Annotated in this window: 21 protein-coding genes; 6 read left to right on the top strand and 15 right to left on the bottom strand. The window is 52.5% G+C overall.

Features of this window, described 5'->3' with window-relative positions; all coding sequences use genetic code 11:
* Positions 1–34: 34 nt before the first annotated feature.
* Entirely contained in the window at positions 35–385 is a 351-nt protein-coding gene (locus tag EYB31_RS13800; protein ID WP_131013924.1) for a VOC family protein, read from the bottom strand.
* Between the two features lie 237 nt (positions 386–622).
* Here EYB31_RS13800 and EYB31_RS13795 point away from each other — a divergent pair, with 237 nt between their 5' ends.
* Positions 623–1,543, top strand: coding sequence for an S-layer homology domain-containing protein (locus EYB31_RS13795; RefSeq protein WP_240762403.1), 921 nt, complete (start codon positions 623–625; stop codon positions 1,541–1,543).
* A 118-nt stretch (positions 1,544–1,661) separates the two neighbouring features.
* On the opposite strand, the gene EYB31_RS13790 is transcribed toward EYB31_RS13795, so the two are convergent.
* From EYB31_RS13790 to EYB31_RS13760, 7 genes are all read right to left on the bottom strand, one after another.
* Positions 1,662–2,984, bottom strand: coding sequence for an FAD-dependent oxidoreductase (locus EYB31_RS13790; RefSeq protein WP_131013923.1), 1,323 nt, complete (start codon positions 2,982–2,984; stop codon positions 1,662–1,664).
* A 70-nt stretch (positions 2,985–3,054) separates the two neighbouring features.
* Entirely contained in the window at positions 3,055–4,623 is a 1,569-nt protein-coding gene (locus EYB31_RS13785; protein ID WP_165452414.1) for an extracellular solute-binding protein, read from the bottom strand.
* Between the two features lie 73 nt (positions 4,624–4,696).
* Positions 4,697–5,560, bottom strand: a complete 864-nt coding sequence (locus EYB31_RS13780) for a carbohydrate ABC transporter permease (protein ID WP_131013921.1) — start codon at positions 5,558–5,560, stop codon at positions 4,697–4,699.
* Positions 5,554–6,414 (bottom strand): ABC transporter permease, encoded by an 861-nt coding sequence (locus tag EYB31_RS13775; protein WP_131014069.1) that lies wholly within the window; start codon positions 6,412–6,414, stop codon positions 5,554–5,556. Before EYB31_RS13775 ends, EYB31_RS13780 begins: the two co-directional genes overlap by 7 nt.
* A gap of 156 nt (positions 6,415–6,570) precedes the next feature.
* A complete protein-coding gene (locus tag EYB31_RS13770) occupies positions 6,571–8,424 on the bottom strand; it encodes a sensor histidine kinase (RefSeq protein WP_131013920.1) in 1,854 nt (617 codons plus the stop codon).
* Positions 8,421–9,977, bottom strand: a complete 1,557-nt coding sequence (locus EYB31_RS13765) for a response regulator (protein WP_165452413.1) — start codon at positions 9,975–9,977, stop codon at positions 8,421–8,423. The genes EYB31_RS13770 and EYB31_RS13765 overlap by 4 nt, the downstream gene beginning before the upstream one ends.
* Before the next feature lie 78 nt (positions 9,978–10,055).
* The gene (locus EYB31_RS13760; protein ID WP_131013918.1) at positions 10,056–11,738 is read right to left on the bottom strand and encodes a sigma-54 interaction domain-containing protein; all 1,683 of its coding nucleotides are present in this window, start codon (positions 11,736–11,738) and stop codon (positions 10,056–10,058) included.
* Between the two features lie 310 nt (positions 11,739–12,048).
* On the opposite strand from EYB31_RS13760, the gene EYB31_RS13755 reads away from it, so the two are divergent.
* The 3 genes from EYB31_RS13755 to EYB31_RS13745 are packed head-to-tail and all read left to right on the top strand — an operon-like array spanning position 12,049 to position 15,558.
* The gene (locus EYB31_RS13755; protein ID WP_420819439.1) at positions 12,049–13,485 is read left to right on the top strand and encodes an aldehyde dehydrogenase family protein; all 1,437 of its coding nucleotides are present in this window, start codon (positions 12,049–12,051) and stop codon (positions 13,483–13,485) included.
* A 13-nt stretch (positions 13,486–13,498) separates the two neighbouring features.
* On the top strand, positions 13,499–14,347 hold the full coding sequence (ahlS, locus tag EYB31_RS13750) for an AhlS family quorum-quenching N-acyl homoserine lactonase (RefSeq protein ID WP_131013916.1): 849 nt from the start codon (positions 13,499–13,501) through the stop codon (positions 14,345–14,347).
* Between the two features lie 29 nt (positions 14,348–14,376).
* Positions 14,377–15,558, top strand: coding sequence for an iron-containing alcohol dehydrogenase (locus tag EYB31_RS13745; RefSeq protein ID WP_131013915.1), 1,182 nt, complete (start codon positions 14,377–14,379; stop codon positions 15,556–15,558).
* Positions 15,559–15,930: 372 nt separating this feature from the next.
* On the opposite strand, the gene EYB31_RS13740 is transcribed toward EYB31_RS13745, so the two are convergent.
* From EYB31_RS13740 to zwf, 4 genes are read right to left on the bottom strand one after another with little or no spacing between them, the layout of a single operon-like run.
* Positions 15,931–17,274 carry a glucose-6-phosphate isomerase gene (locus tag EYB31_RS13740; protein ID WP_131013914.1) on the bottom strand — a complete coding sequence of 448 codons (1,344 nt, stop codon included), beginning with the start codon at positions 17,272–17,274 and terminating at the stop codon, positions 15,931–15,933.
* A gap of 46 nt (positions 17,275–17,320) precedes the next feature.
* Positions 17,321–17,986 (bottom strand): fructose-6-phosphate aldolase, encoded by a 666-nt coding sequence (gene fsa, locus EYB31_RS13735; protein WP_131013913.1) that lies wholly within the window; start codon positions 17,984–17,986, stop codon positions 17,321–17,323.
* 51 nt (positions 17,987–18,037) lie between these two features.
* The gene (gene tkt, locus EYB31_RS13730) at positions 18,038–20,026 is read right to left on the bottom strand and encodes a transketolase (protein ID WP_240762422.1); all 1,989 of its coding nucleotides are present in this window, start codon (positions 20,024–20,026) and stop codon (positions 18,038–18,040) included.
* A complete protein-coding gene (gene zwf, locus EYB31_RS13725) occupies positions 20,010–21,533 on the bottom strand; it encodes a glucose-6-phosphate dehydrogenase (protein WP_131013911.1) in 1,524 nt (507 codons plus the stop codon). Before zwf ends, tkt begins: the two co-directional genes overlap by 17 nt.
* Before the next feature lie 209 nt (positions 21,534–21,742).
* On the opposite strand from zwf, the gene EYB31_RS13720 reads away from it, so the two are divergent.
* Complete coding sequence (locus EYB31_RS13720; protein WP_131013910.1) at positions 21,743–22,618, top strand: LysR family transcriptional regulator; 876 nt, start codon at positions 21,743–21,745, stop codon at positions 22,616–22,618.
* A gap of 163 nt (positions 22,619–22,781) precedes the next feature.
* Here the strand turns inward: EYB31_RS13720 and EYB31_RS13715 are convergent, their stop codons facing one another.
* The 3 genes from EYB31_RS13715 to EYB31_RS13705 form a co-directional block, all read right to left on the bottom strand.
* On the bottom strand, positions 22,782–23,783 hold the full coding sequence (locus EYB31_RS13715) for an NADP-dependent oxidoreductase (protein ID WP_131013909.1): 1,002 nt from the start codon (positions 23,781–23,783) through the stop codon (positions 22,782–22,784).
* Between the two features lie 93 nt (positions 23,784–23,876).
* Positions 23,877–24,200 carry an ArsR/SmtB family transcription factor gene (locus EYB31_RS13710; protein WP_131013908.1) on the bottom strand — a complete coding sequence of 108 codons (324 nt, stop codon included), beginning with the start codon at positions 24,198–24,200 and terminating at the stop codon, positions 23,877–23,879.
* A 247-nt stretch (positions 24,201–24,447) separates the two neighbouring features.
* Positions 24,448–25,356 carry an AraC family transcriptional regulator gene (locus EYB31_RS13705; RefSeq protein WP_131013907.1) on the bottom strand — a complete coding sequence of 303 codons (909 nt, stop codon included), beginning with the start codon at positions 25,354–25,356 and terminating at the stop codon, positions 24,448–24,450.
* Positions 25,357–25,481: 125 nt separating this feature from the next.
* On the opposite strand from EYB31_RS13705, the gene EYB31_RS13700 reads away from it, so the two are divergent.
* On the top strand, positions 25,482–26,264 hold the full coding sequence (locus EYB31_RS13700) for a phytanoyl-CoA dioxygenase family protein (protein WP_131013906.1): 783 nt from the start codon (positions 25,482–25,484) through the stop codon (positions 26,262–26,264).
* Positions 26,265–26,270: the final 6 nt, after the last annotated feature.

Genomic DNA, 26,270 nt, shown 5'->3' with positions numbered 1-26,270 from the left:
TCCTGTAATCGCTTTATCATTGGTTTGCGGCTTTTCACAGATGAGCAAGAATGTTGACAAGCTTGCCGAACGGGTCGCGCACATAAAAACGCCGGACCCCCCAAGGTTCGTCGGCCGGGCCATACTCGATGGTAAAACCGGCCCGCTTCATCCGCTCGAGCGCTTCATCGACATCGTCAACTTCAATCGATAAATCGGGCGTCGGCGTACCCGATCCCCCTTGTGAGGCGATGCTGATTTGTATGCCCATCTCCTCGTTTAAACCGTATGTTCCGATCCAGCCGTGATCCATCAGTAAATCGAGCCCTAACGCGTCCTGATAAAAACTTTTGGCTGCCGATATATCCTGCGTATGTATATTTGCGACAATGCGTTTCACTTGCAATGACATCACCTCAAACGATAGTTTAGTTCATTTATATTTTACACTACGATATACCAAACTACGAATAAATTCCAAAATTCAACAGAACCGCCTCCCTCGGCTAAGCCATAAAAAGAAAATTGCACCCAAATGTGCCGATCGGGAACTTTTTTCACTGATCCGCTGCAACATTTTTTTGGCGTTCCCGTTTATAGGTTTAGAAACTAAAAATTATTCACTATAAGGAGAGAATCTACCGTGAAAAGAATAGCAACTATCGTTTTTTCGTCACTTTTGCTTGGCAGCATGACTTTCAGCACAGCATTTGCGTTTAACGACGTTGGGCAAGAGCAGGCCGAGGCGGTCTCCTCCTTGCAAGCCCGCGGTGTCGTCAGCGGCATCGATGCCGAGCATTTTGCTCCCAAAGAAAAAGTCAGTTATGGCCAAAGCGTGCAGATGATCGTTAAGGCGCTGAATTTGAACCTGGATACAATACGTTTTGTTAAGCAGCCGCTCGCAACCGACTATTACACCCATGTTGCCAACGACGCCTGGTATGCGGATGCGTTTATCATCGCCCACTATAACGGTCTGGAAATTCCGAAGGACGCCAACCCGCATGCCGCGATTACCCGCGAGCAATTCGGAGACCTGCTGATCCGCGCCTTGGAGAAAAAGGGAAACTTCCCGATGATCAAGATGTACATCAACATCAACGATAACGATCAAATCAACCCGTTATACCAAGGCGAGATGCAGCGGCTGCTGCTTTTCAAAATCACCGCGCTGGACAGCGGCGGAAACTTTAACCCGAAACAAGAGCTTACACGCGGTGAAGCGGCAACTTGGGTATATAACGCCTCCCAGATTGTAGACAAGTTCGCACAGAAACCGCCTGCAGCAGTGGAGCAAGTTGCCGTTACCGTTGAGAAGGTGACCGACGATGTCAACAAAGTCACTCTGACCCGAGAAGAGAAGCCTAATGCGGGTTACGGCATCGCAATCACCGGCATCCGGTTTGGCCAAGACGGCCAAGCGGTAGTCACCTATACGCTGACCAATCCTGATCCGGATTCGATGAATGCCGCCGTGATCACCAAAGCAGCCGCATCGGCTTATATTGCTTCGAATTACAAAGCCGTTGCAGAACCTGACGCCTCGGCGTCCGGCTCCAATTGAATTAGGAACGGATAGCACAACAAGCACTTCAGAATGGCTGGATCAGCCGCTCCGAAGTGCTTGTTTGTATGAAACAGGCAGCCATCACACGTATGGCTGCGCAGTACTTTAGAAAGCCTTAATCCGGCACAATCGCACCGTGCTTAACCAGCATCTCCCGCAGCTCGCCGATATCGACCTCGCGGACCGAGATGCCTTGACGCACGGCCAAGGCGGCGGCAGCGCCGGCAGCCTGGCCGGTCGCCATGCTGGACGCCTGCACGCGGTAGGCGGAATGCGCCTCCGAATCGCCGGATATGCAGCGTCCGGCTGTCAGAAGATGATCGCTGCCCTGCGGAATTAGAGCCCCGTACGGCACCGAAGCGACGATACCGTCCTCCAGCGGGCGGATATCAATGCTGTTATTGTCATGCTGATGAATATCAATCGGATAATAGCTGTAGCATACGGCATCGGGCCATCTGAAGCCGGTTTTGTATTGCAGTCCGCTAATGCGCCGCTCCCCTACCACCCGCTTCGTCTCACGGATGCCGCATTCGCTGGCGACGTAATCGATCTCCAGGTTTTCACAGCCCGGCACCGTACGCAGGAACTTATAGGCCCTCAGCAGTGCGGCCCGCCCCTTCAGTTCGGCCTGCGTCTTGCCTTCCGAAGTGGACCCGTCAATCCCCGCAATATGATTGCGGTTGCCTCCCGCTCCTTCCAGCTCGCGCCAGAACGGCGGCTCTTCCCGGGGATTGCAGAAGTCGGTGCCAAGCAGCGTGCCGGCAGCCAGCGCTTCCCCCGCCAAGCGGCGGAGCTCCGCTTTATCCACCTGACCGAGCTCATAGCCGGTCATATGGTAGATGAGCGTCCCCGGCTGGACGTGCTCTTCCTGCTCTGTGGCGTACCCCATCATGCCCGCGACGTTGGCGTCGCCCGTGGCATCGATCAGCTTGCCGGCGCGTACCGCAGACAAGCCGGATTTGCCGGCAAGCACCACGATGTGCTTGCCGCTTTCCTTGTCGATGCGGATGTCGACAGGCATTTCATGCAGCCGAAGCTGTACTCCGGCGGCAAGACAGAAGTCATCCAGCACCGTAGCGTAAATAAACCGATTGAGCCATATATGGTGCTTCGGATGCTGCTTCGGCTCATACGGGATCGAGAAATCCTGCAGCCGGGCGCCGCCCCTTGCTTCCGTTTCCTCGATCATTTCCCAGCCGATGCCGCGGATAATTTGCCGGCCCAGCCGGGTATGGAACAACCCGGGGAAATTAACCGACGCTACGGTCGTCGTGCCGCCCAACATCCCGTTTTTCTCAACCAGCGCCACCCGCGCCCCTTCCCGGCCTGCCTGAATGGCCGCCGTGCAGCCGGTCGGACCGCCGCCGAAGACAACAATGTCGTATTCGTCAACCATCCGTATCTCGGCTGTATACTGCAGCACCTGTGAATCCATACCGTTATCCTCCTTGTAGAAGCCATCGAGATCGATTAGCTGAATCTATCCGCTGTGATCCGACCCGGCTTTACTTGATAATGCCAAGCGATTTCAGCTCTTTCTCCGCTTCGCTTAAAATCCGGTCGAGCTGGTACGTGGACTGCAGCGTTTTGATAAAATTAGGCAGATCGCTTGTCGGGCGTTTGCCGTACACGAACTTCACCATTTCCTCCAGCTCGTATTTCGATTTATCCGAGAAATTGATGCCGTCCGGCACCGGTACGAAACCGTCGTAAGCTTTAATGTAGGGCAAATTGTTCGTAAATTCGAAGTATTGTTTTTGCGCGCCAAAGCGGGTATTCAAATAGTCCATTTCGATCCGGCCTGTCAGCTGATGGATTGTCGCTTGACCGATCTCCGCCACGGTAGCTTCATTGATCTCGACCTTACCGTTGTTCAGCTTATAGTGCTTGCCCTCAATACCGTAGTTGACGAGCAACTGGCCTTTCCCGCCGGAAACGTAGTTCAGGTATTCAATGATTTTTTCCACCTTTTTCGGATCTTTCTCCAACGATTTGGAAATTACATTACGGCCGCTTGTATTGCCCTCGTCGAAGAAATCGGCAAACTTGCCGCCGGGCCCCGTCATCGCGTCAAGCTGAGTCCATACCTGATTCGGGTTAATGGAATTCATCTTCTGCACCATGTCCGGCCGCTTGATATGCGCCCAGTGGGCGTAGACGATGCCGGCTTGCCCTTTAAACGCCTTCTCTTGGTGAGCCAGCCCGGTATTGGTTAAAAATTCGGGATCAATCAGCCCTTCGTCAAACATGCCTTTAATGTAGTCGATAGCTTTGGCCGTTTCGGGAAGCGCCGATGAATACACGACTTTATTGTCCCTGATCATCAAGTGTCCTGGAGCCGCCACACCAAAGGCGGCGAAGATCGGGCTCAGCGTACCTTCAAATCCGAGACCGGTAATGCCGATCGTATCCTTCTTGCCGTTGCCGTCCGGGTCCTTCTCCACAAACGCCTTCGCCACCACCTTCAGCTCATCCAGCGTTTTCGGCGGCTTCAGCCCCAGCTTATCCAGCCAGTCCTGCCGCACCCAGAATGTCGTCTGCACCGGAATCAGCGGCCGGTAAGGGATCGCATACTGCTTACCGTTCACCTGGCCTTTTTTCATAAAATCTTGGGTGAAGCCGTTCTCCGGCGTAATATTGTTCATTTGCTTCAAATACGGCGTCAGGTCAAGGAGCAGGCCCTGCTTGGCGTAAGCGAACATTTGGTTTTTGTTCAGCACCATCATGTCCGGCGGGTTGCCCCCGGCGATTCTGACGTTCAGCTGCTGCTCATATTCGGAAGGAATCAGATTAAACTCAAGATCCATGTTCAAATCCTTGTCCAGCTGCTGCAGCAGCACGTCCTTGTCCGGAGCCGGCAGGCCGGTACCGCCCTTAAGCAGGGTGATTTTGACCGGAGCGGCCGGAGCTTCGGCCGGTTTGGCGGCAGCTTTCTCACCGCCTCCCTTGCTATTTGTAGCATCGCCGCCTGCGCCCGTTCCCGCTGTCGGGCTCCCGCCGCCGCTGCTGCAAGCCGCCAATAGGAAACTGAAGGCTAGCATCGAAACTGTCAAAGTTTTTCCTTTTTGCTTCACAGTCATCTTCCCCTTATCTGCCATCTATTTGGTGCAATCGCTTTCTTCATTTCGAATGCCGTCAGTCCCGACGCTAACCCTTGACCGAACCTAGCAGCGCCCCTTGGGTAAAATATTTCTGGATAAACGGATACACTACCAGGATGGGCAGCGTGGAGAGAATCACCGCCGCCATCTGCAGTGTCTCGGTAGGCAGCACCTGCTCGAAATTAGTCTCCGGCATCTGCTTCTGGCTCAGAATGCCCCGCAAAATCACCTGCAGCGGATGCTTTTTCGTATCCGAAACATACATGATCGCGTTAAAAAATTCATTCCAGTGGCCAATCGCATAAAACAGTCCCACTGTCGCCATGATCGGCAGAGACAGCGGCATCACAACGGCAATTAAAATTTTCCACTCGCCTGCGCCGTCAAGCTTGGCCGCTTCATCCAGATTGGCTGGCAACTGCTCGAAAAAGGTTTTCATAATCAGCAAATAAAATGTGCTGACAGCCCCCGGGATGATCATGGACCATAACGAGTTGACCAAGCCTGTCGCTTTGACAATCAAATACGTCGGAATGACCCCTCCGTTAAACAGCAAGGTAAACACCGTTATAAACAACAGCACGCTGCGGTACGGCATGTCTTTGCGGCTGAGCGGATAAGCCATAAGAGAAGTGAGCAGCAGATTAACCAAGGTTCCGGCAACTGTAATAAAAATAGTTACGCCATAAGCTCGCGGAATTCTGGAATCCTCCAAAAAAGCGGCATACGCTTCAAAGGTAATGCTGCTCGGAATGATCGTAAAGCCCCCTCGTTTCAACACCTCCGCATAAGGCGTAAGGGACACGGAAACGACATACATCAGCGGAAAAATGACGCTAACCGCAGCCAGCGCGAGCAGCGCATATATGATGCCAAGGTACAGTCTGTCCCTCCAGCCGATCGCTACCATATGCCGCCCTCCCACCGTTTGGCCAGGCGGTTCGCTCCGACAACCAACACCAGTCCGATCACCGATTTAAATAAACCGACGGCCGAAGCAAGGCTGAAATTAAACTGCTCCAATCCCGTACGGAACGTATAGGTGTCCAAAATATCGGAAACCTCATACACCTGAATGTTGTACATGATGTAGATTTGGTCGAAGCCGGCGTCCAAAATATGCCCGAGCTTAATAATGAACAGCAGGATGATGACATTGCGGATTCCCGGCAGCGTGACGTGCCAGATGCAGCGCAGCCGGCCGGCTCCGTCCACGCGTGCGGCTTCGTATAGTGTAGGATCGACGCTTGTCATCGCCGCCAAATAAATGATCGCGTTCCAGCCAAATTCCTTCCACAGCTCCGAGCCGATCAGAATGGAGCGAAACCAGTCGGTTGAGGTTAGGAACGGAATGACGAAATTGAAGTTCTCTTTCAGCCATACGTTGATGAGCCCGGTTGTTTCCGACATCATGATCAGCAGCATTCCGTAGACGATGACCCATGACAAAAAGTGCGGCAAATACGTGATCGTTTGGACGGCCCTCTTAAATGGCAGCAGCCGGATCTCGTTCAACAGAACCGCAAAAATAATACCGGGCGGCATGCCCCACAGCAGCTTGTAAATGGAGATTAGCAGCGTATTTGCGAGGACGGTTGTGAAATAAGGCGAATCATAAAAATATTTGAAATGCTTATACCACGGATTGGCCCAATCGCTTCCCCATAAGCCCTGCACCAGGTTGTAATCCTTGAAAGCCACAATCGCGCCAAACATCGGCCCGTATTTATACGTGGCGTAATAGATTAGCCCCGGCAGCAGCATGAGATACAGCGGCCCGAAGGCCCACAGCTTGCCGATTCTGCTGGAGCTTCCCACTAGCGATCCCCCTCTCTATTGTTGTTTGTTCCCGCTACAACTAGAATAGCCCTGTTCGATATGGATTTGAACAAGGCTGAATTATTATTTAATAAGGGTAAATTAGGGTGTTTTCTCCTGGCCTTCAGCAGTTTCTATGAACGGATGCCGGATGGTTACGCAAAATCCTTGCTGCGGCTTGTTTTCCATCTGGACGCCATAGCCGTGACCGTAGCTGACCATCAGACGGCGGTGAACATTAATTACCCCCAATCCCCGTCCATCCTGCTGTGCCGCAGGGGTTCCGCCCGACAGCATCCTCTGCAGCCGCTGCAGCTTCTGCTCATCGCATCCCGGGCCGTTGTCCTCCACCTTGCAGACGATATCCTGGCCGTCCCGATAAACCGATACCAGCAGCTTGCCTTCCCCGCCCGTCATGCCGTCCATCCCGTGCCGGATCGCATTTTCCACAATCGGCTGTATAATCAGCTTCATATAAGGCGCGTTCAAAATGGCCGGCTGAATGTGATACATGATCCGGAATCCGCCCTTGCGCATCAGTTCGATATGCACATAACTTTTGACATGTTCGATCTCCCGCTCCAGCGTTGTCATTTCTTCCCCGTCGTTGAGGCTGAAGCGCAGCAGATCGGCAAGCGACGTCACCATGTCGGCAATCCCCGGCTCGCGAGCCGTTTGCGCCTTCCATTTGATCGCATCCAGCGTATTGTATAAAAAATGGGGATTAATTTGATTCGTCAGCATTTGCATCTCCAGCTTCCGCTTCTCTTGCTCGGACTGCTTGGTGACAAGCAGAAGATCGCGCATCCCGTAAACCATCGAATTGTAGCCGCCGACCAGCTGACCGATTTCATCCCTGCGCGCAACACTGGCTGTGCTTGGCTCCAGCAATCCCTGGTGCACCTTCTTCATATGCCGAACCAGACCTTGGATCGGAACGGTGAAATTTCGGGTAATCACCGCAAGCAGCAAGGTAATTACCGCCAGGCTGGCCGCCAAAACGAGCCATGCCGAGCTTTGAATGCTTTGAATCGAGCCCATCACATCGGAGACGGGAACGACGGCCGCAACCCGCCAGCCGTTGTAGCGAACCGGCGCCGCATCGGCGAAATAGGGCTTCTTGCCGGCGGTTACCACTTGAAACTGACCTTGCTGGCCAACAGGCGTCATCCTGGCGAAAAACGTCTCGCCAAACGGCGACTCCGGCTCAAGCAAATTTCTGCCTTTGCCGTCGATCACGGTCAGCATGTAGCTGGCGTACTGCTGATTGGAAATCAATTTGCCAAGCACCATTTTACCAGGCACACGGATCACCATAACCCCCAAATTTTCAAAACCCAGCTTGACGGACCGGATGGGCCGAATAAAATAAAAATCGTTATAAGCGATCCCGAATTCCTCATAGGTACGGTATGCCCAGAAGCCGCGGCCATCGGAATTCAGCGCCTGCTCAAACCAACCTCCCTCCAGCTGCGGCATACTGTTCTTCAGCATACTCGTATTGGAAAAGCGGTCGATGTCCACCGGGTAAATGCTTAAATCGTAAGGACCGGCGAAGCTGTAGCGAATTTTGGCAAACTCGTAAATAAAATCGGTCTGCTCCAGCTCCCCCTTTTTTGTATTCAGCAGCAACTGCTGCACGGTCTCCGACGCATAAATATCCACGGAACGGCGCTCTACCTCATCGAACCATTCGTTGATCCGCTGCGCGTTGTTGCGCAGATCGTTGGACAGGAACGCCTGCGCCGCCTTCTCCAGCTGTTGTCCATAGCGGTTATACGACAGGTAACCAAGCATCACTACAGGAATATAGACCGAGATCAGCAGCAGGCATAATATTTTTTGGAACAGCGTTAATGAAGGGGGCCGCCATTTCAGCTTCCGGTGGAACCAGCGGTTCGCCGCATGGATTCGGCTCGCCGGATTACTCTCGCTCATCGGATTTTTTGGATTCATTTGCCGAATCGATACTCCTTGGGGGATACTCCCGTTTTCTTTTTGAAAATTTGCCCGAAATGCTGTAAATCCTGGTAGCCGATCTTGCGCACAATCTCGTAAATCTTCAAATCCGAATCGCGCAGCAGCCGCTTGGCCTGCTCAATGCGGACATCCGCCAAATAATCGACAAAATTGATGCCGCACTCGCGTTTAAACAGCTGGCTGAGCCAAACCGGATGAACCGACAGCACTTCGGCCGTACCTGCCATCGTGATATTTTCGGCGAAATGGGTGTCGATCAGCTGTTTCGCCTTCTCAATAATATAGTGGGAGTGCCTGGAAACGGTCCGGCCCGCCAGTTGCTTCAAATAATCGACGATGCACCGCTTGAGCTCTTCGTATTCCGTACACCGGTCCAGCGCATCCCACAGCTCCAGAGGAATATGATGCAGGCTGCTCTCCAGCCTGGAGGCCAGCGCCGAATGCAGCTCCACCAATCGTTCCAACGATTGCCTCGACAGCTCGCCAATGCTTGTCGGATGCCCGGCCAAAGCAAACTCCTTCAGCATCGCTTCCACCGCCGATTCCAGCTCCTGCATGTTCATCGTCAGCATGCAGGCCGAAAGCCGCTGCACCCAATCCTGCTTCGCCTCCGTATGTTCCGTCAACGCGGGAAAATGCAGCTTGTGGCTGCGGTGATCGAGCAGGCACATGTGCAAAGCGCGGACGGCCTGCTCGTAGGCCGCAGCTAACGATTGAACCGCCCTTGTCCGCCCGCTGATCCCGATATGAACGGGATATTTCTGAAAGGCTGTCACTTTGGCGGCAATCTCGTCGGCAAGCGCTTCGATCTCATGAGGCCTGCCGGTAATAAGACACCAATGGTTCAGCGTATTTCTGAACAATACGGATGGCTGGTAAGCGGCAATCAGTTCCTCGACGATATTGCCGATCGCGAAGCTTTTCAGCTCGGCTTCATTTTCCGTGATCCGTTGTCCTTGCGGCTTGGCAAAATCAATGGCGAGCACGTAATAATCCGCTTCAGCCAGCCAATCGAGCGACCAAAACTTGAGCCGGTAATATACGTGCTCCTGCAAAGCCGTCGGCTGCATGCACAATCCATGAAGAAATTTATCCCGCAAGGCTTTGGCCCCCAAAGCCGATGCTTCCGGACTGCGCCGCATCTGTTCCTCCCGCTCCTTGCCGATCATCTCAATGATGCCGAGCACCACCTGGCGGAACTGGACATTATCAAACGGCTTCAAAATATAATCGTGAACGCCCAGCTTGATCCCTTTTTGCGCATATTCGAAGTTGTTGTATCCGCTTACAATGATAACTTTAGGCTGACAGCCGCTGCTCTGGATATGCTCGATCAGCTCCATGCCGGACATCCGCGGCAGCACAATATCGGTAATGACAATTTCGGGACGATGTTCCCGGATATACAGCAGCGCCTCCTCGGCATGATCAAAGGAATGGATGTGGAGCGGCAGACTGTGCAGCTCCTCCAATACTTCTTTCATCCCGTTTAATATTTCCTTCTCATCTTCAATGATGACTGCCTCCAACCGCTCCATCTCCTCATGCACCCGATAGTATGGATCTTAATATCATTAAACTCTTATATTCAAGCCAAGCTCCCTCCATTAAGGATTCCACCGCTTCATCTTCTTGACCAGCGTTGAATGATCGAGCCCCAGCGCCAAGGCGGCTTTGCGGATGGACCCGTGCTTTTCCAGCGCCTCTCTTACAGCGCGTTTTTCAAACTCTTCGAGCCTTGCTTTCAGGCTGCTGAGGTTGTCGGGCAATCCCGACTCGTAAATATGCCGGGGCAGATGATGTGTCTCGATAACGGTCGAAGGCACGGAAACGATCAAATTTTCGATCAGATTGCGAAGCTCGCGCACATTGCCCGGCCAATGGTAACCGTTCAGCAGATGCCGCGTTTCCTCCGACAGCTGCTTGTCGATCCGGTACGCCTTGCAGTAATATTGAAAAAAATGATCGATCAGCGCCGCTACATCTTCCGGACGTTCCGACAAGGGCGGTATTTGCAATTCAACCACAAGCAGCCGGTAGTATAAATCTTCGCGGAACTGGCCGGCCTGAATGCGCTCCCGCAAATCGCGGTTGGTGGCCGACAAGATGCGGATGTCCAGCTTCCGCACCTTCGAGCTGCCGATGCGCTGCACCTGCTTCTCCTGCAGCACCCGGAGCAGCTTGACCTGCAGCGGCAGCGGCATTTCGCCGATTTCGTCGAGCAGGATCGTACCTTTATCGGCAAGCTCCAGCAGCCCGATCCGGCCTTCCTTTTGCGCTCCCGTGAACGCTCCCGCCTCGTATCCGAACAACTCCGACTCCAGCAGCGCTTCCGGGATGGCAGCGCAATTCACCTTGATAAACGGCTGGTCTTTTCTGTCACTCATATGGTGGATCAGATTGGCGATCACTTCTTTACCTGCACCCGACGGTCCGGATATCATAATGCTGGTTGGGAAAGGAGCGATTTGGCGAATCTGCTCGTAAATCCGGCGCATTTTATCCCCTCTGAACACGATCGAATGCTCCTGCCCGTCAAACATCAGCGTATAGCGGTGATTTTGGATTTGCGAGAAGCTTTTCGCCTTATTCAGCTCCTGCTTCATTTCGTTAAGCTGCGTAATGTCGCGTACGCTGGTGACAACCATGGAGATATGTCCGTCGCTGTCGAAAACCGGATTACCGGTGACGATCACTTCTTTTTTACGGTTGATTTTCTGAATCAGCGAGATTTGTTTTTTCTGCTCCAGCACCAGCAGCGATACGGATTGGTCGAAGTAACCTTCTTCGGTTAGGTCGGCCATATGCCTGCCGACCAGCTCCTGCCGCGTAAAACCGGTAATTTGCTCGTATGCGGTATTGACCATCAGCGTTTTCCCGTACCGGTCGACGACATAAATGCCGTCGGTGGAAAATTCCACAATGGAATCCAGCTGCTTCAACAAGCTGATGTAATGCTCCATCTCGGAAATGTCCTGAATGACGCCGATTGCCCCGACCACCTCGTCCCCGCGGTACAGCGGGGTGCGGTTCACCATGCACATCCGGCCTTGGATCTCCATCTTTTCGCCGATCGTGCTGAGCCCGCTTTCACCCACCTGATGCAGCTTCGTATTCGGAATAATCGAAGTGATGTGCACGCCTTCCCACTCGCCGTCGTGCACCTGCAGCAGCTTTTGCGCCGAGGCATTAAGCTGCAGCACCTTGCCGTCCAATCCGACGACAACAACACCGTTGTGCATGGAATCGAATATCGGCTTCCAGTATTCCGTCATCATCGCGTTCTTCAAGATCACGTCCCTCTTTCCCGGTGAATTTTTTCCGCACGTGGTGAATTTATTCAGCACCTATTCATTCTACATGGAGGGGCGGAGTTCCTGCTTAGTCGCTTAGGTATGCTAGCCGCAAAGAACAACGGTTCGCTCGATGAGTACTCACACTAGTCGGTGAATATATTCACCATTCTAGCCATTTTATATCAACGGCGCTGATCTGAATTTTTGGCGAAAATGGCCGTCCGGATAGGAATCGAACGGACACCTCTAAAGTTGGCACGCTTTTTGCTTATATATAAAATGAAATCAAAAGAAAGGAGGCGTTTTGTTGGAAACGATAACAAAACAACTATGGATCAACGGCCAATGGGTCGCTGCGGACCGGACTTATCCGCTCCATTCGCCTTATGACGGCAAGCTGCTCGCGCACATCGCAAAGGCGAGCCCATCTGATGTTGAAAGGGCCGTTGCCGGGGCGAATGAAGCTTTTCAGCGCATGAAGGAGCTGCCCGCCCATCGGCGCGCCGATATTTTATACGGTGTGGTCCAGCTTATGATCGACAAAAAAGAGGAGCTTGCCCAAATCTGCTCGGCGGAAGCCGGGAAACCGATTCGCACGGCACGGGCGGAAATCGAGCGTACGATCGCCACATACCGCTTCTCCGCTGAAGAAGCCAAACGGCTGTACGGCGAGACGATTCCGATGGATGCGGCGCCGGGCGGCGAAAACCGGCTTGGCTTTACATGGAGGGAACCGCTAGGCGTCGTTACGGCGATTTCTCCTTTTAATTTCCCGTTTAACCTGGTTGCCCACAAGCTGGGCCCGGCCTTGGCCGCAGGCAATACGGTGGTGCTTAAACCCGCCGAACAAACTCCGCTGAGCTCCCTGGCGATCGCGGAATTGTTCCATCAAGCGGGCCTGCCGGAGGGCGCCCTGCAGGTAGTGACCGGCAGCGGCCGGGAGCTCGGAGACGCCTTAGTCACCGATCCGCACGTGCGCAAGATCACGTTCACCGGCAGCTCGGCGGTTGGCCGGACGATCAAAGAAAAAGCCGGTCTGCGCAAAACGACGCTGGAGCTCGGCTCGAACTCGGCTCTGATCATTGAACCTGACGTGCCGCTTGAAAGTATCGTCCCGCGTTGTGTGGAGGGGGCTTTTTCGTTTGCCGGCCAAGTATGCATCTCCTTGCAGCGCATCTACGTGCACCGTTCCGTGTACGACGAGTTTTGCACACGTTTTGTGGAGAGAACTAAGCAACTGCGGGTGGGCGACCCGGCCGACGAGCAAACCGATATCAGCGCTATGATTCATGCGAGGGAAACCGAGAGGATCGAAGCGTGGATCAACGAAGCGGTTGAAGCCGGGGCTCGGATCGGCTGCGGCGGCAAGCGGGAGGGCGCAGTGCTTTTGCCGACCGTGATGCTGGATGTGACGCCGGATATGAGCGTCTCCTGCCAGGAAGCTTTTGCCCCGATTGTGTCCATCGTGCCTTACGATAACTTGGACGAAGCGATTGAGCTGACGAACCGTTCGGCCTACGGCCTCAATATCGGCATCTATACGCTTAACATACAGAAGGCGTTTTATGCGGCCAAGCAGATTGAGTCGGGCGGCATCATCGTTAACGACATTCCGACCTTCCGCGTCGATCATATGCCGTACGGCGGCGTCAAAGACAGCGGTTATGGCCGCGAAGGCATTAAATATGCGGTTCAGGAAATGACCGAACTTAAATTTGTTACCGTAAAAACTACATTTTGAGGAGGATATTCTTATGTGCAATATCATTCACCCGAAACCGAAACTGTATGTGATGGACAACGGCCGTATGAGTATGGATAAAAACTGGATGATCGCGATGCACAACCCGGCAACGGTCAGCAATCCGAACGCTCCCGCGCAGTTTGTCGAGTTCCCGATTTATACGGTGCTGATCGACCATCCGGAAGGCAAAATTTTGTTCGATACCGCCTGCAATCCGAATTCAATGGGACCGGAGGGCCGTTGGGCGTCCTCGACGCAGCAAGCTTTTCCTTGGACGGCCAGCGAGGAATGTTACCTGCACAACCGGCTTGAGCAGTTGAAGGTGCGTCCGGAGGATATCAAGTTCGTCGTAGCTTCCCACCTGCATCTGGATCATGCCGGATGTCTCGAAATGTTTACGAACGCGACGATTATCGTGCACGAAGACGAATTTAACGGCACTTTGCAAACGTACGCCCGCAATCAAAAAGAAGGCGCCTACATCTGGGCCGACATCGATGCCTGGATCAAAAGCAATCTGCAATGGCGCACCGTGAAGCGCAGCGAAGACAACCTGCCGCTGGCCGAAGGCATCCGCGTCGTCAATCTTGGCAGCGGCCACGCCTGGGGCATGCTTGGGCTGCACGTGCAGATGCCGGAGACCGGCAGCATCATTTTGGCCGCAGACGCGATTTATACGGCGGAAAGTTATGGCCCGCCGGTCAAGCCGCCAGGCATTATTTACGATTCGCTCGGTTACACCGCTTCCGTTGAGAAAATCCGGCGGCTCGCTCACGAGACGAAAGCGCAGGTATGGTTCGGGCACGATGCCGATCAGTTCGCTAAATTCCGCAAATCGACCGAAGGCTACTACGAGTAAACTTTCGGCATGAAAGGAGCTACCCGCAAATGAGTTTTGCTAAGCTTGTATTTACACCGCTCAGCTTCACCGGTCCGGGCGCAATCGCTCAGCTGCTGCCGGAAGTCGCCAAACACCGCCCGTCGCGGATTCTCGTCGTTACCGATGCGGTGCTGCGGCAAATCGGCGTCGTTGACGGCGTGCTCGCGCCGCTGGTCGCGGAGGGCTACTCGATCGATATTTATTCCGATACGGTGCCCGAGCCCCCTCTTGAAGTAGGCGAGCGGCTTGTCGCTTACACCCGGTCGGGCGGCTTCGATCTGGTCATCGGCATCGGCGGCGGCAGCGCAATGGATTTGGCGAAGCTAGCCGCGGTGCTGGCGCCTCAGGACGGAAAGGTCGCGGATTATTTGAATTTGAGCGGCAGCCGCAAGCCGGAGCATAAAGGACTGCCGAAAATTTTAATTCCGACGACGTCCGGCACCGGTTCGGAAGTCACCGACATCGCAGTTCTGTCGCTTGCGACGACCAAAGACGTCGTGACCCATCCGTTTCTGCTCGCCGACACGGCGATTGTCGATCCCGATCTGACCTTGACGGTACCGGCCAAGGTAACCGCGGCAACGGGCATCGACGCGTTAACCCACGCGGTCGAGGCGTATATTTCCGTCAACGCCTCCCCGGCTACCGACGGACTTGCGCTCCATGCCATCCGCCTCATTGCCGGATCGCTGCGCAAAGCCGTGGCGGACGGCAGCGACAGGCAGGCGCGTTGCAGCATGAGCTACGGCAGCTATTTGGCCGGGCTCGCCTTCTTTAACGCCGGGGTGGCCGGCGTGCACGCGCTCGCTTATCCGCTTGGCGGCCAATTCCACATCTCGCACGGCGAGTCGAATGCCGTACTGCTGCCTTACGTAATGGGGTATATCCGCCAAAGCTGCGTCAAACGGATGGGCGACATTTTGGAGGCGCTTGGCGGGAACAAGGCGTTTTTATCCGAAACGGACGCCTCATACGCTTGCGTGGAGCATCTGCAGCGGCTGGTGCAGGATGTCGGGATTCCGACGAGACTTTCAGGCTTTAACATTCCCGAAGATGCCTTGGAGAGTCTGACCGCCGACGGAGTGAAGCAGAAACGGCTGCTTGCCCGCAGCCCGCTTCCGCTGCATGAAGCCGATATCCGGGCGATCTACCGCTCCGCGTTCGAAGGTGTTATTGTCGAGCCGGGGTAAGCCGGATGAGCGGACGTCTCGAAGCCTTAAAAAGCACTTTCTAAAAAAAACTGACGCCATGCTGCAGGCAGCCAATGGGCATTCTACAGCAGCAAAGCTCCGTGCGGCTGCGGCAAACGCAAAAAGACCCCGAAATGACGGAGGCCACTGAACAAGTGTGAACACTGCATGTGCGAATCATTCCTCCGATCGCTGATTGTCCCCGAATTTCTTGGATGATACCCGCTTATGGCGGGTGAAATCCGGGGACAAAGGCGAACGCTGGCGCTTCTCCAGCATGATTTCGCTCACTTCGCTACTTTTTCAGTGGCCTCAATTGACGTCATGTCACTTGGGGTCTTAGCTTATCTTAAGTTCTTCAGTTACACGCTTTTACTTCGTATCCGCCAAACGCTTCTGCAGCTCGGCTTTTTGCGCTTCAAAGCCCGGTTTGCCGAGCAGCGCAAACATGTTGGTCTTGTAGGCTTCCACGCCCGGTTGATCGAACGGGTTGACTCCAAGCAGCAAGCCGCTGATTCCGCATGCCTTCTCGAAGAAATAGACCATTTCTCCATACGTATATTCATTCAGCTCGTCCAGTTCGATGACCAGGTTCGGCACGCCTCCGTCCACATGGGCGATGCGTGTGCCTAGAGCCGCTTGTTTGTTCACTTCATCCATGGTCATGCCGGCCAAGAAATTTAAGCCGTCCAGGTTGCTGGCGTCTTCGCCGATGGTCCACTCGATCTGAGGTTTCTTCACGAGCAGCACCGTCTCGATCAGATCGCGGCGGCCTTCCTGCACATATTGTCCCATGGAATGCAGGTCAGTCGTGAAATCGACGGATGCCGGGTACAGACCTTTCTGGTCTTTCCCTTCGCTTTCGCCGAACAACTGCTTCCACCATTCCGCTACAAAATGCAGCGACGGCTCGAAGTTAGCCAGCAGCTCGATCGATTTGCCTTTACGGTACAACGCATTACGAACGGCAGCGTACTGGTAGCTTTCATTGGTTGCAAGGTCGGCGTTGTTGTATTTGTCCGCAGCTGCGGCCGCGCCGGCCATCATTTTGTCGATATCGAGTCCCGCGGCGGCGATCGGCAGAAGGCCTACAGCGGTCAGCACGGAATAACGTCCGCCCACATCGTCCGGAATAACAAACGTTTCATAACCTTCTTCGTCGGCTAGCTTCTTTAACGCGCCCTTCGCTTGGTCGGTGGTGGCAAAAATCCGCTCTTTGGCGCCTTCTTTGCCGTATTTCTTCTCCATGTAATCGCGCAAAATCCGGAAAGCGATCGCCGGTTCCGTCGTTGTGCCCGACTTGGAAATAACGTTGAGAGAAATATCTTTGCCATCCAGCAGTTCAAGCAGGTGCGAGATATAAGTGGAGCTAATATTTTGACCGGCAAAATAAATTTTCGTTGTGCCGCTCATCTCATTATGGAAGGTGTGGGACAACGCTTCGATCGCCGATCTCGCTCCCAAATACGAACCCCCGATCCCGATCACGATCAAAGCGTCGGAATGGCTGCGAATACGCGCCGCGGCTTGCTTAATACGCGCAAATTCTTCTTTATCGTACTGAAGCGGCAGGTCCACCCATCCCACATAATCGGATCCGGGACCCTTTTTCTCATGGAGCATGTTGTGCGCGGTTTTGACAAACTCGCCGAAATAATCCACTTCATGCTGCTGAATGAAGGGCAATGCACTGGAATAATTAAATGAAATAGCGATCTGAACCGACTCCTTTAAGCGTTTGTTGAGGTGCTATAACGACTGCTTACTTAACTGCTTTCTTCCAATCGGCGGCAAATTTCTCGATTCCTTGATCGGTGAGCGGATGTTTGGTCAGCTGCTCGATGACGCTGAATGGAACCGTTGCGATATGCGCGCCGGCCATCGCTACACGGGTTACATGGTCCGGATGGCGCACAGATGCGGCGATGATTTGCGAATCCAGGTTATGAATGCGGAACAACTCGGCAATTTTGGATACGAGCAATACGCCGTCTTCGGAAATATCGTCCAAGCGGCCCAGGAACGGGGAAACGTAAGTGGCGCCTGCGCGTGCGGCAAGCAATGCTTGGTTGACGGTAAAGACCAACGTGACGTTGGTTTTTACGCCTTTTTTCGTCAAGTAACGGCATGCTTCAAGACCGGCCAAAGTCATTGGCAGCTTGATCGTGATGTTTTTGTCACCGCCGTTGATTTTGATCAGTTCATCCGCTTGCGCCATCATCTCTTCTGCCGTAACGGCATCCGGAGTTACCTCGGCAGATACGGATTCCACTTCAGGAACGGCCTGCAAAATTTCAGCGATCCGGTCTTCGAATTTCACGCCTTCTTTGGCAACCAAAGAAGGGTTGGTCGTTACTCCGGAGAGCACGCCGACTTTGTACGCTTTTTTAATGTCCGCCAGATTGGCTGTGTCGATAAAAAATTTCATGGTTACATACCTCCAAATAATTTTTTTATTTATACTTTTCTGAACAACCTCTTAAAGTAAACTTTTAACCAGTTGAACGACATTGCTTGTTGAGAAACCAAAGCTTTCCATTACTTCCGGACCTGATCCCGACGCGCCGAACGTATCGATGGACAGCACTTTGCCGGATGGACCCGCATAGTATTCCCATCCCAAAGAAATACCGGCTTCCAGCGTTAACCGCTTGGTTACGGATGAAGGGAGCACCGCTTCCTTGTACGCTGCCGATTGACGGTTAAACAGCTCTCTGCTTGGCATAGCGACAACCCGCACGGAGATGTTTTCGCTCTCCAGCTCTTCTTTGGCGCTAACCGCCAAGGAAACCTCCGAACCGGTCCCGATCAGAATCACTTCCGGCTCGCTGTTTGTTTCCGCCAGCACATAAGCGCCTTTGGCAACTCCGTCAACGCCCGCCGCTTTCGTTGCTTCATAAATAGGCAGGTTTTGGCGGCTTAACACCAACGCTACCGGGCCTTCTTGCTGCTGCAAAGCGTACGCCCATGCACTCGCCGTTTCGTTTGCGTCCGACGGTCTGATTACGGTAAGCCCCGGAATCGTCCGCAGCGCGGCCAGATGCTCAACCGGCTCATGGGTCGGTCCGTCTTCGCCGACGGCGATCGAGTCATGCGTAAACACATAGATAACCGGCAGCTTTTGCAGAGCAGCCAAACGGATCGCCGGCCGCAAATAGTCGCTGAATACGAAGAAGGTGCTGACGAACGGTTTTACGCCGCCATGCAGCGCCATGCCGTTTCCAGCCGCTCCCATCGCATGCTCACGCACCCCAAAGTATACATTGCGCGCGGAGTAAGAATCAACGGCAAACACCTGATCGCCCGCAATATTGGTCATCGTCGAATGCGACAAATCCGCGCTGCCGCCAAAGATCGATGGAACCGATTTGATGTAATGATTGATTGCCTGACCGCTGGCTACACGAGTGGACAATGTTTTAGAAGAATCGAATGTCAGAATGTCCGCGGCATCAATCGTAACGGAGCCGTCCACAACCTGTGCAAGCTCTTGGCCCAACGCCGGGTGCTGCTCGTTATAGGAAGCAACCAGCCGGTTCCAAGCTTCCTCTTTCGCTTGACCCTCTTGCTTCAGCTGCGCATAATGAGCTTTTACTTCCGCCGGCACCGTAAATTCTTCTTCGTATTGCCAGCCGTATGCTTGCTTTGTCGCTTTGCCTTCTTCTTTGCCCAGCGGAGCGCCGTGCACTTTGCTCGTACCCGCCGCTTTGCTGCCGTAACCGATAATGGTGCGCACTTCGATCAAGGTTGGCTGGGACTGATTTTGCTTGGCGGCTTCGATCGCCTTTACGATTTGGGCAACGTCGTTGCCGTCCTCTACTCTTAAATATTCCCAATGAGCGGATTCCGCTCTCTTCTGAATCTGCTCTCCAAACGAGAGGCCCAGTTTACCGTCCAAGGAGATGTCGTTGGAATCGTACAACACGATCAGCTTGCCGAGCTTCATATGGCCTGCCATCGACATGGCTTCGTAAGAGATACCTTCCATCAAGCAGCCGTCGCCGACAAGCGCATAGGTGTAATGATCGACTACAGGAAAATCGTTCTGGTTGAATTTCGCTGCCAAATGGGCTTCGGCCATCGCCATACCAACCGCCATCGCGATCCCTTGGCCAAGCGGTCCCGTAGTGGCTTCCACCCCGTCGGTGTGGCCAAACTCGGGATGGCCCGGCGTTTTGCTGTTTAATTTGCGGAACTGCTTCAAATCGTCAAGAGAAACCTGGTAGCCCGACAAATGCAGCAGGCTGTACAGCAGCATGGAACCGTGGCCCGCGGACAACACAAAGCGGTCGCGGTTGAACCATTTGGCATGGCCCGGGTTATGGTTTAACAATTTGGCCCAAAGGGCGTAAGCCATCGGCGCGGCCCCCATAGGCAGGCCCGGATGACCCGAGTTGGCGCTGTTTGTTGCGTCGATGGACAATGTGCGGATCGTATCGATCGCTAATTGATCAATTGTTTGCGTGATAGGCATAATCTTCACCTTTCGTCTTTTCTTTATTTGGCTCCGGCTTGACGTCGAACCACCAATGATGGCCGCTGCTCGCAAGCAGCTCATCGGACTCGGCGGGCCCGTAGGAACCGGCCGGATAATGATGGAGCGGAAGCAGATTTTCTTGGAACGCCTGCAGAATCGGTTCAACCCACTGCCAAGACAGCTCCACTTCATCCCAATGGGCAAAAAATGTAGGATCTCCCTGCAGCGCGTCGAAAATCAGATTTTCGTAAGCTTCCGGCTGCTCTTGGCTGTTCGCATGAAAGTCGATCTGGATCGGCTTCAGTTCCCCTTTATGCTGAGGGTCTCTTGTATTCAGCTGCAGCGAAATTCCTTCATTGGGACTGATTTCAAATACGAGCAGATTCGGCTGCTTGAGATCATCCTGCGCCGACGGCTGCTGCTTGAGCGGCTCCTTGAATTCGACGACAATACGTGTCGTCTTCTCTTTTAGACGTTTGCCCGTTCTGATATAGAAGGGAACTTCACGCCAAAAGGCGGCGTCCAGCTGCAGTTTGGCCGCGATAAACGTGTCATTCATCGATGTTGGCGCAATATTCGGTTCGGACGTGTAACTGACAACCGGCTTGCCTTGAATGGTCCCTTCCGTATATTGTCCGCGGACGACACTTAAGCCGACTTCTTGTTTCTTCAGCGGCACAAGGGCTTCCACGACCCGCTTCTTCTGCTCGCGAACCCCCTCCGGGGTACTGTTCTTCGGCAGTTGAATGGCCAGCATCATCAAGAGCTGCAGCATATGGTTCTGGAACATGTCTCTTACAGCGCCGACATGATCGTAATAACCCGCCCGTTCCTCCACGCCGACGGTTTCGTTAGCCGTAATCTGCACATTGGAGATATAGCGGCTGGTCCACAAGGCGTCGAGCACCGGATTGTTTTGCCGCAGCACGCTGAGCTTCTGTACCATCGGCTTCCCGAGATAGTGGTCAATCCGGAAAATTTCCTGCTCCGTGAATGCTTGGCTCAGGCTTTCGTTCAAATCCCGGGCGGACTGCAGGTCGTGGCCAAACGGCTTCTCGATGACGAGGCGTTTCCAGCCCTTAGCCGAACCAAGCCCGCTCTCCTCAATGTTAGCCGCGATCGTTGCAAAAAACTCCGGCCCTACGGACAAGTAAAACATCCGGTTCGGCGGCAGCAGCTGATCTTTCTCGCGCTGCTCAATCCGGTCCAGCAGTTTGAGATAATCGTCTTTACGGTCGATGTTCAGGATGTTATAGCCGAATGCGCTGATGAACTCCTGCTTTGCAGCCTCATCCGCTTGCCTTCTGGAGAACTGGGTCAGCGACTGTGCGACATTCGCCTGGAACGTTTCATCCGACAGCTCTCTTCTGCCAAGACCGATGACGGAAAACGATGGCGGGAGCTTCTTGTCGATAAACAAGTTAAACAAAGCGGGGTATATTTTTCTCTTCGCCAAATCCCCCGTTGCGCCAAACAAAACAAAGGTTACTGGTTCCACCTCGTGATCTCTCCTTCCGCTTCAACCTCTTATTCAACTCTATGTGCATGAGCTAACGCAGGGCAGCGCGGAACCGCCGAAATGAAAGGCAGCGGCTCCTACGCTTCCCGATCTGAAAGCTCTGGATTTCCCTGTATGAGATCTACTATAATACAAATAACAGGCATACAAGTAATTAATATATTTCACAGGAGCTATAGACCACGTCTATGAACAATTATGAGTTGTACAAGGTGTTTTACTGGGCGGCCAAAACCGGCAGCTTGACCCAAGCGGCCAAAGCCCTGTATTTGACCCAGCCGAGCGTCAGCCACGCCATCAAGCAGCTCGAAGACAGCTTTGGCATTACGCTGTTTTACCGCAACCCCAAAGGGGTTGCTTTGACGCAAGAAGGCACCATACTCTATTCCTATATCGAGCAGTCGCACATTTTAATCTCGCTGGCCGAGAAGAAAATGGCCGACCTGAAAAATCTGGACAGCGGGGAGTTGAAAATCGGCGGCAGCGATTCGCTTTTCAAGCATTATTTGCTGCCTTTCTTGGAAGACTATCATCAACATCATCCCGGCATCAGCCTCTCCCTTATCCATGGCACGACACCGGAAATCATCGCTTTCCTCAAAGAAGGCCGGATCGATCTCGGCGTGGTGCGCATGCCGATTGTCGATCCCCAATTGGAAGTGATGCAGGGTATTCAGCTGCAGGATTGCTTTGTCGCCGGACCTCATTTTGCCGAATTGAAGGGTAAAATATTATCGCTTGATCAACTGCTTACGCATCCGATCATCCTGTTCTCACGAAACAGCCGGGCGCGGATGGCGATTACGGAATTGTTCCAAGGCTACGGCTACGAGCTGAAACCCGGCATCGAGGTGGGAAGCGTCGATCTGCTTATCGAGCTCGCGCGTAAAGGGCTTGGCATCTCGTACATTACTCGGGAATTTGTGTCCAAGGAGTTGGATGACGGCTCGCTGTTCGAGGTCCAATTAGACGTAAAGCTGCCGCCTTCCCAGGTAGGGTTTATGATTATGCGAAACATGCCGTTATCCAGCGCGGCGAGCAAGTTCATTGACCGCATTAAATAATGGTATTCATATGAATAACAGACCTGCGTAACGCGTTGCATAGCCGGTGTTTCCTGATCATAGAGTTGGCTGCCAAAAATGCAGTAAACCCGGCCTACGATACGGGCTGGGTCTGAGATAAAGTTGGTATATGATCTATGGATCGGTTGGCTTTTCCCCAAAATTACTTTATTCTAATGATTACCTTTCCTTTTGCCCTGCCGCTTTCCAGGTAATTAAATGCTTGCCCGGCATCTTTCAAATGATACACCTTATCAATAATGGGCTTAATGAGACCCCCTTCAATAAATTGTTTTAAAATCTTCAATTGTTCTCCGCTTGGTTTCATAAAAAGAAAGTGATACCTCGTTTGGCTCTTCTTCTCTTGAGCTTTGATCTTACGGCTTGCAATGGATAAAATTGTATTTTTCATCCAACCCAATTTTGCTTCTTTTCCAAATCTGGCGTTAGGCATGCCGGAGATCGATACGATTTGTCCGCCTGGTTTCAGGATCCGAAATGATTTTTCCAAAGCTTCTCCACCTAAAGTATCAAAAACAGCGTCATATCCGGTAAGCATTTCTTCAAAATGGTCTTTTTTATAATTAATAATGAGATCGGCCCCCAATGATTTGACTAAATCATAGCCCTTCTCGCTTGCTGTTGTGGCAACAAAAGCGCCCATCAGCTTGGCCATTTGGATGGCGAAGGTTCCTACGCCTCCCGCACCTGCGTGAATCAGAATTTTTTGGCCTTTTTGAAGATTTAATATATCAACAAAAGCTTGGTAAGTCGTAAGTCCAATCAGCGGTATCGATGCCGCCTCTTCAAAGGTTAGATTCTGCGGTTTCAGCCAAATATCTTCCTCATGAACAGCAATAAATTCAGCTAATGTTCCGATTCGGTTTTTGCGGGGTCTTCCGTAAACTTCGTCTCCGGGTTTAAATGTATTCACCCGATCACCAACCTTGACTACAACTCCGGAGAAATCATTTCCCAGAATTAGAGGAAACCTGTAATTCAATAGGAATTTCATTTTCCCTTCCTTAATTCTATAGTCAATAGGATTTAAGCTGGCTGCATGAATTTCCACTAGCACATCATGTTCTCCGATATCAGGCATTGGTTGTTCTGACATCACTAATGGAACATGTTTCCCGTATTTCTCAATGATCATAGCTTTCATTTCAAATCACTCCAATGATTATTGGTTTAAACAAATGAACCAATTAGGCAAAATAAGTTTTCCCTACAGTATTCCCTTTAAGTCCAATGGTAATCATTGAGCCGAATTGCACGCGTCTTCAACGGAAGTAATTAATGATTTGAGTTGTTCAAGCGGTTTACGGACAGTCAGTACATAATAGTTTTCTACGCCTTTTTTTTCGGATTTAATATAACCAGACTGTTTCAACACCTTTAAATGATGGGATACAGCCGGTCTAGACAAATTCATATGGCCTGATATTGTATTAACATTAAGTCCCGATTTGTTCTGTGCCAACAGGATAATAATGGCTTGACGGTTTTCATCGGTCAGCATTTCCAATAGAGGGATACAATCTTTAAATTGTTGCAAAACATCCTCGGTTTGCTGGCTCATACGATCCGCCCTTTCGTTCATTCGTTCATTCGTTTAATCACTTAAACATAATTATAGCTATTTTCTATTCAAAATCAAGCCAAAGGCCGAGGGCGGGATACGGTTCATCGGACTATCCCGCCCGTTACTTTAATAAACATAGCCATCTTTTCCAACAACATCAGACAACAACCGGCAGGTCGCTTCTCCAGCATGATTTCGCTCGCTCCGCTGCTTTTTCAGTGGCTCCACCCATAGCCGGAACCGTTCAAATCTTCTCGCGCTGCTCTATATCCGCCATATGGCGTTTCCTGTACTCTCCCGGCGGCACACCCAATTGCTCGGTGAATACCGAGGTAAAATAATGGACGGACCCGAAGCCCGCATCTTCGGCAATTTCTTTTAGAGAGTGAAGGGTCGTCTTCAAAAGCATCTCCGCAAACCGCAGCCTCTCCTTGCGCACATAAGAGACGAAGGTGTCGCCTCCCTCCATTTGAAAAAGCCGCGACAGCTGCCGTGCGGACACATTCATATAACGCGCCACGTCTTCGGCCCGCAGCGGTCTCGATAAATTATCCCTAATATATTGCTTGGACAGGCGTACTATCGCGGAATGGGTTTCGCTTGTTCGTTTGCTCGGGTTACGGCTCGCCGGTTGTTCATGCTCGATGAAAGGATGAAGCAGGCCGGATAATAAGATGCCGCCCATCCTCTTTATTTCGTCATCCCCGTAAGGCCGGGTCGCCGCTTGCGAATAGTAGCCGAGCCAGTATAAAGCCGCCCATTGATCGAGGCCGCTTTCAATATAAACCGATTGATCGTCCAGCCTTTCGCCATACTGCCGGTCATATGCTTCAGAACAACCGTCTTTGTCCAATTCGTAGGCGACATACATAAGCCCCAGTCCCGTATCGCTTCTGATTTGGTGCCATATCCCGGGACGTGAAACAAACATCGAGCCGGGGCGGAGCGTGTACACCGTCTCGTCGTCCTGGTATTCCCCTTCTCCGGTCAGCACAAAGCATACTTCGTAATAAGAATGCCGGTGCACTTTATTGCTGTAATGCGCGTGCTGCCAACCCCAATAATGAACGTGAAACGAAAGGCTGCCCGTCGTACAGTGCTGTACCGTTTCATTTAGAAAATCGCGTCCCGCGGCAAATTGACTCGTATTCATACCTTCACCTTCTGGCGGAATTTCTTAAAAGAATGTCCGTTTTCAATAAATACACCTATGCCAAAAATCCTTATGCTTGAAGTGTAAATGAACGATGATACGGCTGTCGAGAGGAGAATACACATATGATCAAGCAAGATGATGTCGATTTTTACAAAGAGCAGGGGTATTTGCTTGTGCGTGGAGTTTTCAAGCAAGCGGAAGTGGAGCAGATGAGAAAAGCGGTGGACGGCATTATCCACCGCGCGGCGCAGTCGAAGTATGATGCGAACTCGACATGGCAAGGAGATTACCTGCCGCCGGAGGAATTAAAGAAGCTGGTCTTAAAAGGGTTCCACGACGTGCATTACCACGATGCCGCCTTTACCCGGGCCGCTGTTCACCCGAATATGGCCGCCGTGCTCTGCAAGCTGATCGGCCCGAACGTCCAGCTCCATCACAGCAAAATGCTGGTGAAGCCGCCGGAGAAAGGCGCCGCGTTCCCGCTTCATCAAGACGCTCCTTATTTCCCCCACGCCAGTCATACGATGATGGCGGCAAGCGTTCACCTTGACGATGCCGATATGGAAAACGGCTGTTTATGCGTCATTCCGGGAAGCCATAAACAGGACATTATGCCTCATGTCGGCCGTTATTATTTGGACCACAAAGAGTATCCGCTTTCCGTGGCGACGCCGTGTCCCGCCAAAGCCGGCGACGTCTTGTTTTTTAATTATTTGACGATTCACGGTTCGGACGTCAACCGCAGCGAGCGTTACCGGCGCAACGTGTTGTTTCAATACAGGGACCCGCTGGACATCCCGACGGCCGACGTGCATGTGAACTGGGGTCAAGGTTTGATGGTATGCGGCGAGAACCCCGTATACCGGGCTTACAGCGCCAATTACTCGCTAACGGAAAAACAATGACAAAAA

Source organism: Paenibacillus thalictri (genome assembly GCF_004307995.1).
Lineage (GTDB): Bacteria > Bacillota > Bacilli > Paenibacillales > NBRC-103111 > Paenibacillus_AF > Paenibacillus_AF thalictri.
This window is presented reverse-complemented; position numbering and strand designations above follow the sequence as displayed.

What these genes read in the sequence shown, in the direction of transcription:
- EYB31_RS13715 (WP_131013909.1), bottom strand. Translation starts at nt 23,783, where the DNA reads ATGAAAGCTATGATCATTGAGAAATACGGGAAACATGTTCCATTAGTG.
- EYB31_RS13710 (WP_131013908.1), bottom strand. Translation starts at nt 24,200, where the DNA reads ATGAGCCAGCAAACCGAGGATGTTTTGCAACAATTTAAAGATTGTATC.
- EYB31_RS13745 (WP_131013915.1), top strand. Translation starts at nt 14,377, where the DNA reads ATGAGTTTTGCTAAGCTTGTATTTACACCGCTCAGCTTCACCGGTCCG.
- EYB31_RS13700 (WP_131013906.1), top strand. Translation starts at nt 25,482, where the DNA reads ATGATCAAGCAAGATGATGTCGATTTTTACAAAGAGCAGGGGTATTTG.
- EYB31_RS13770 (WP_131013920.1), bottom strand. Translation starts at nt 8,424, where the DNA reads ATGAATCCAAAAAATCCGATGAGCGAGAGTAATCCGGCGAGCCGAATC.
- EYB31_RS13705 (WP_131013907.1), bottom strand. Translation starts at nt 25,356, where the DNA reads ATGAATACGAGTCAATTTGCCGCGGGACGCGATTTTCTAAATGAAACG.
- fsa (WP_131013913.1), bottom strand. Translation starts at nt 17,986, where the DNA reads ATGAAATTTTTTATCGACACAGCCAATCTGGCGGACATTAAAAAAGCG.
- EYB31_RS13790 (WP_131013923.1), bottom strand. Translation starts at nt 2,984, where the DNA reads ATGGATTCACAGGTGCTGCAGTATACAGCCGAGATACGGATGGTTGAC.
- ahlS (WP_131013916.1), top strand. Translation starts at nt 13,499, where the DNA reads ATGTGCAATATCATTCACCCGAAACCGAAACTGTATGTGATGGACAAC.
- EYB31_RS13720 (WP_131013910.1), top strand. Translation starts at nt 21,743, where the DNA reads ATGAACAATTATGAGTTGTACAAGGTGTTTTACTGGGCGGCCAAAACC.
- EYB31_RS13780 (WP_131013921.1), bottom strand. Translation starts at nt 5,560, where the DNA reads ATGGTAGCGATCGGCTGGAGGGACAGACTGTACCTTGGCATCATATAT.
- EYB31_RS13775 (WP_131014069.1), bottom strand. Translation starts at nt 6,414, where the DNA reads ATGCTGCTGCCGGGGCTAATCTATTACGCCACGTATAAATACGGGCCG.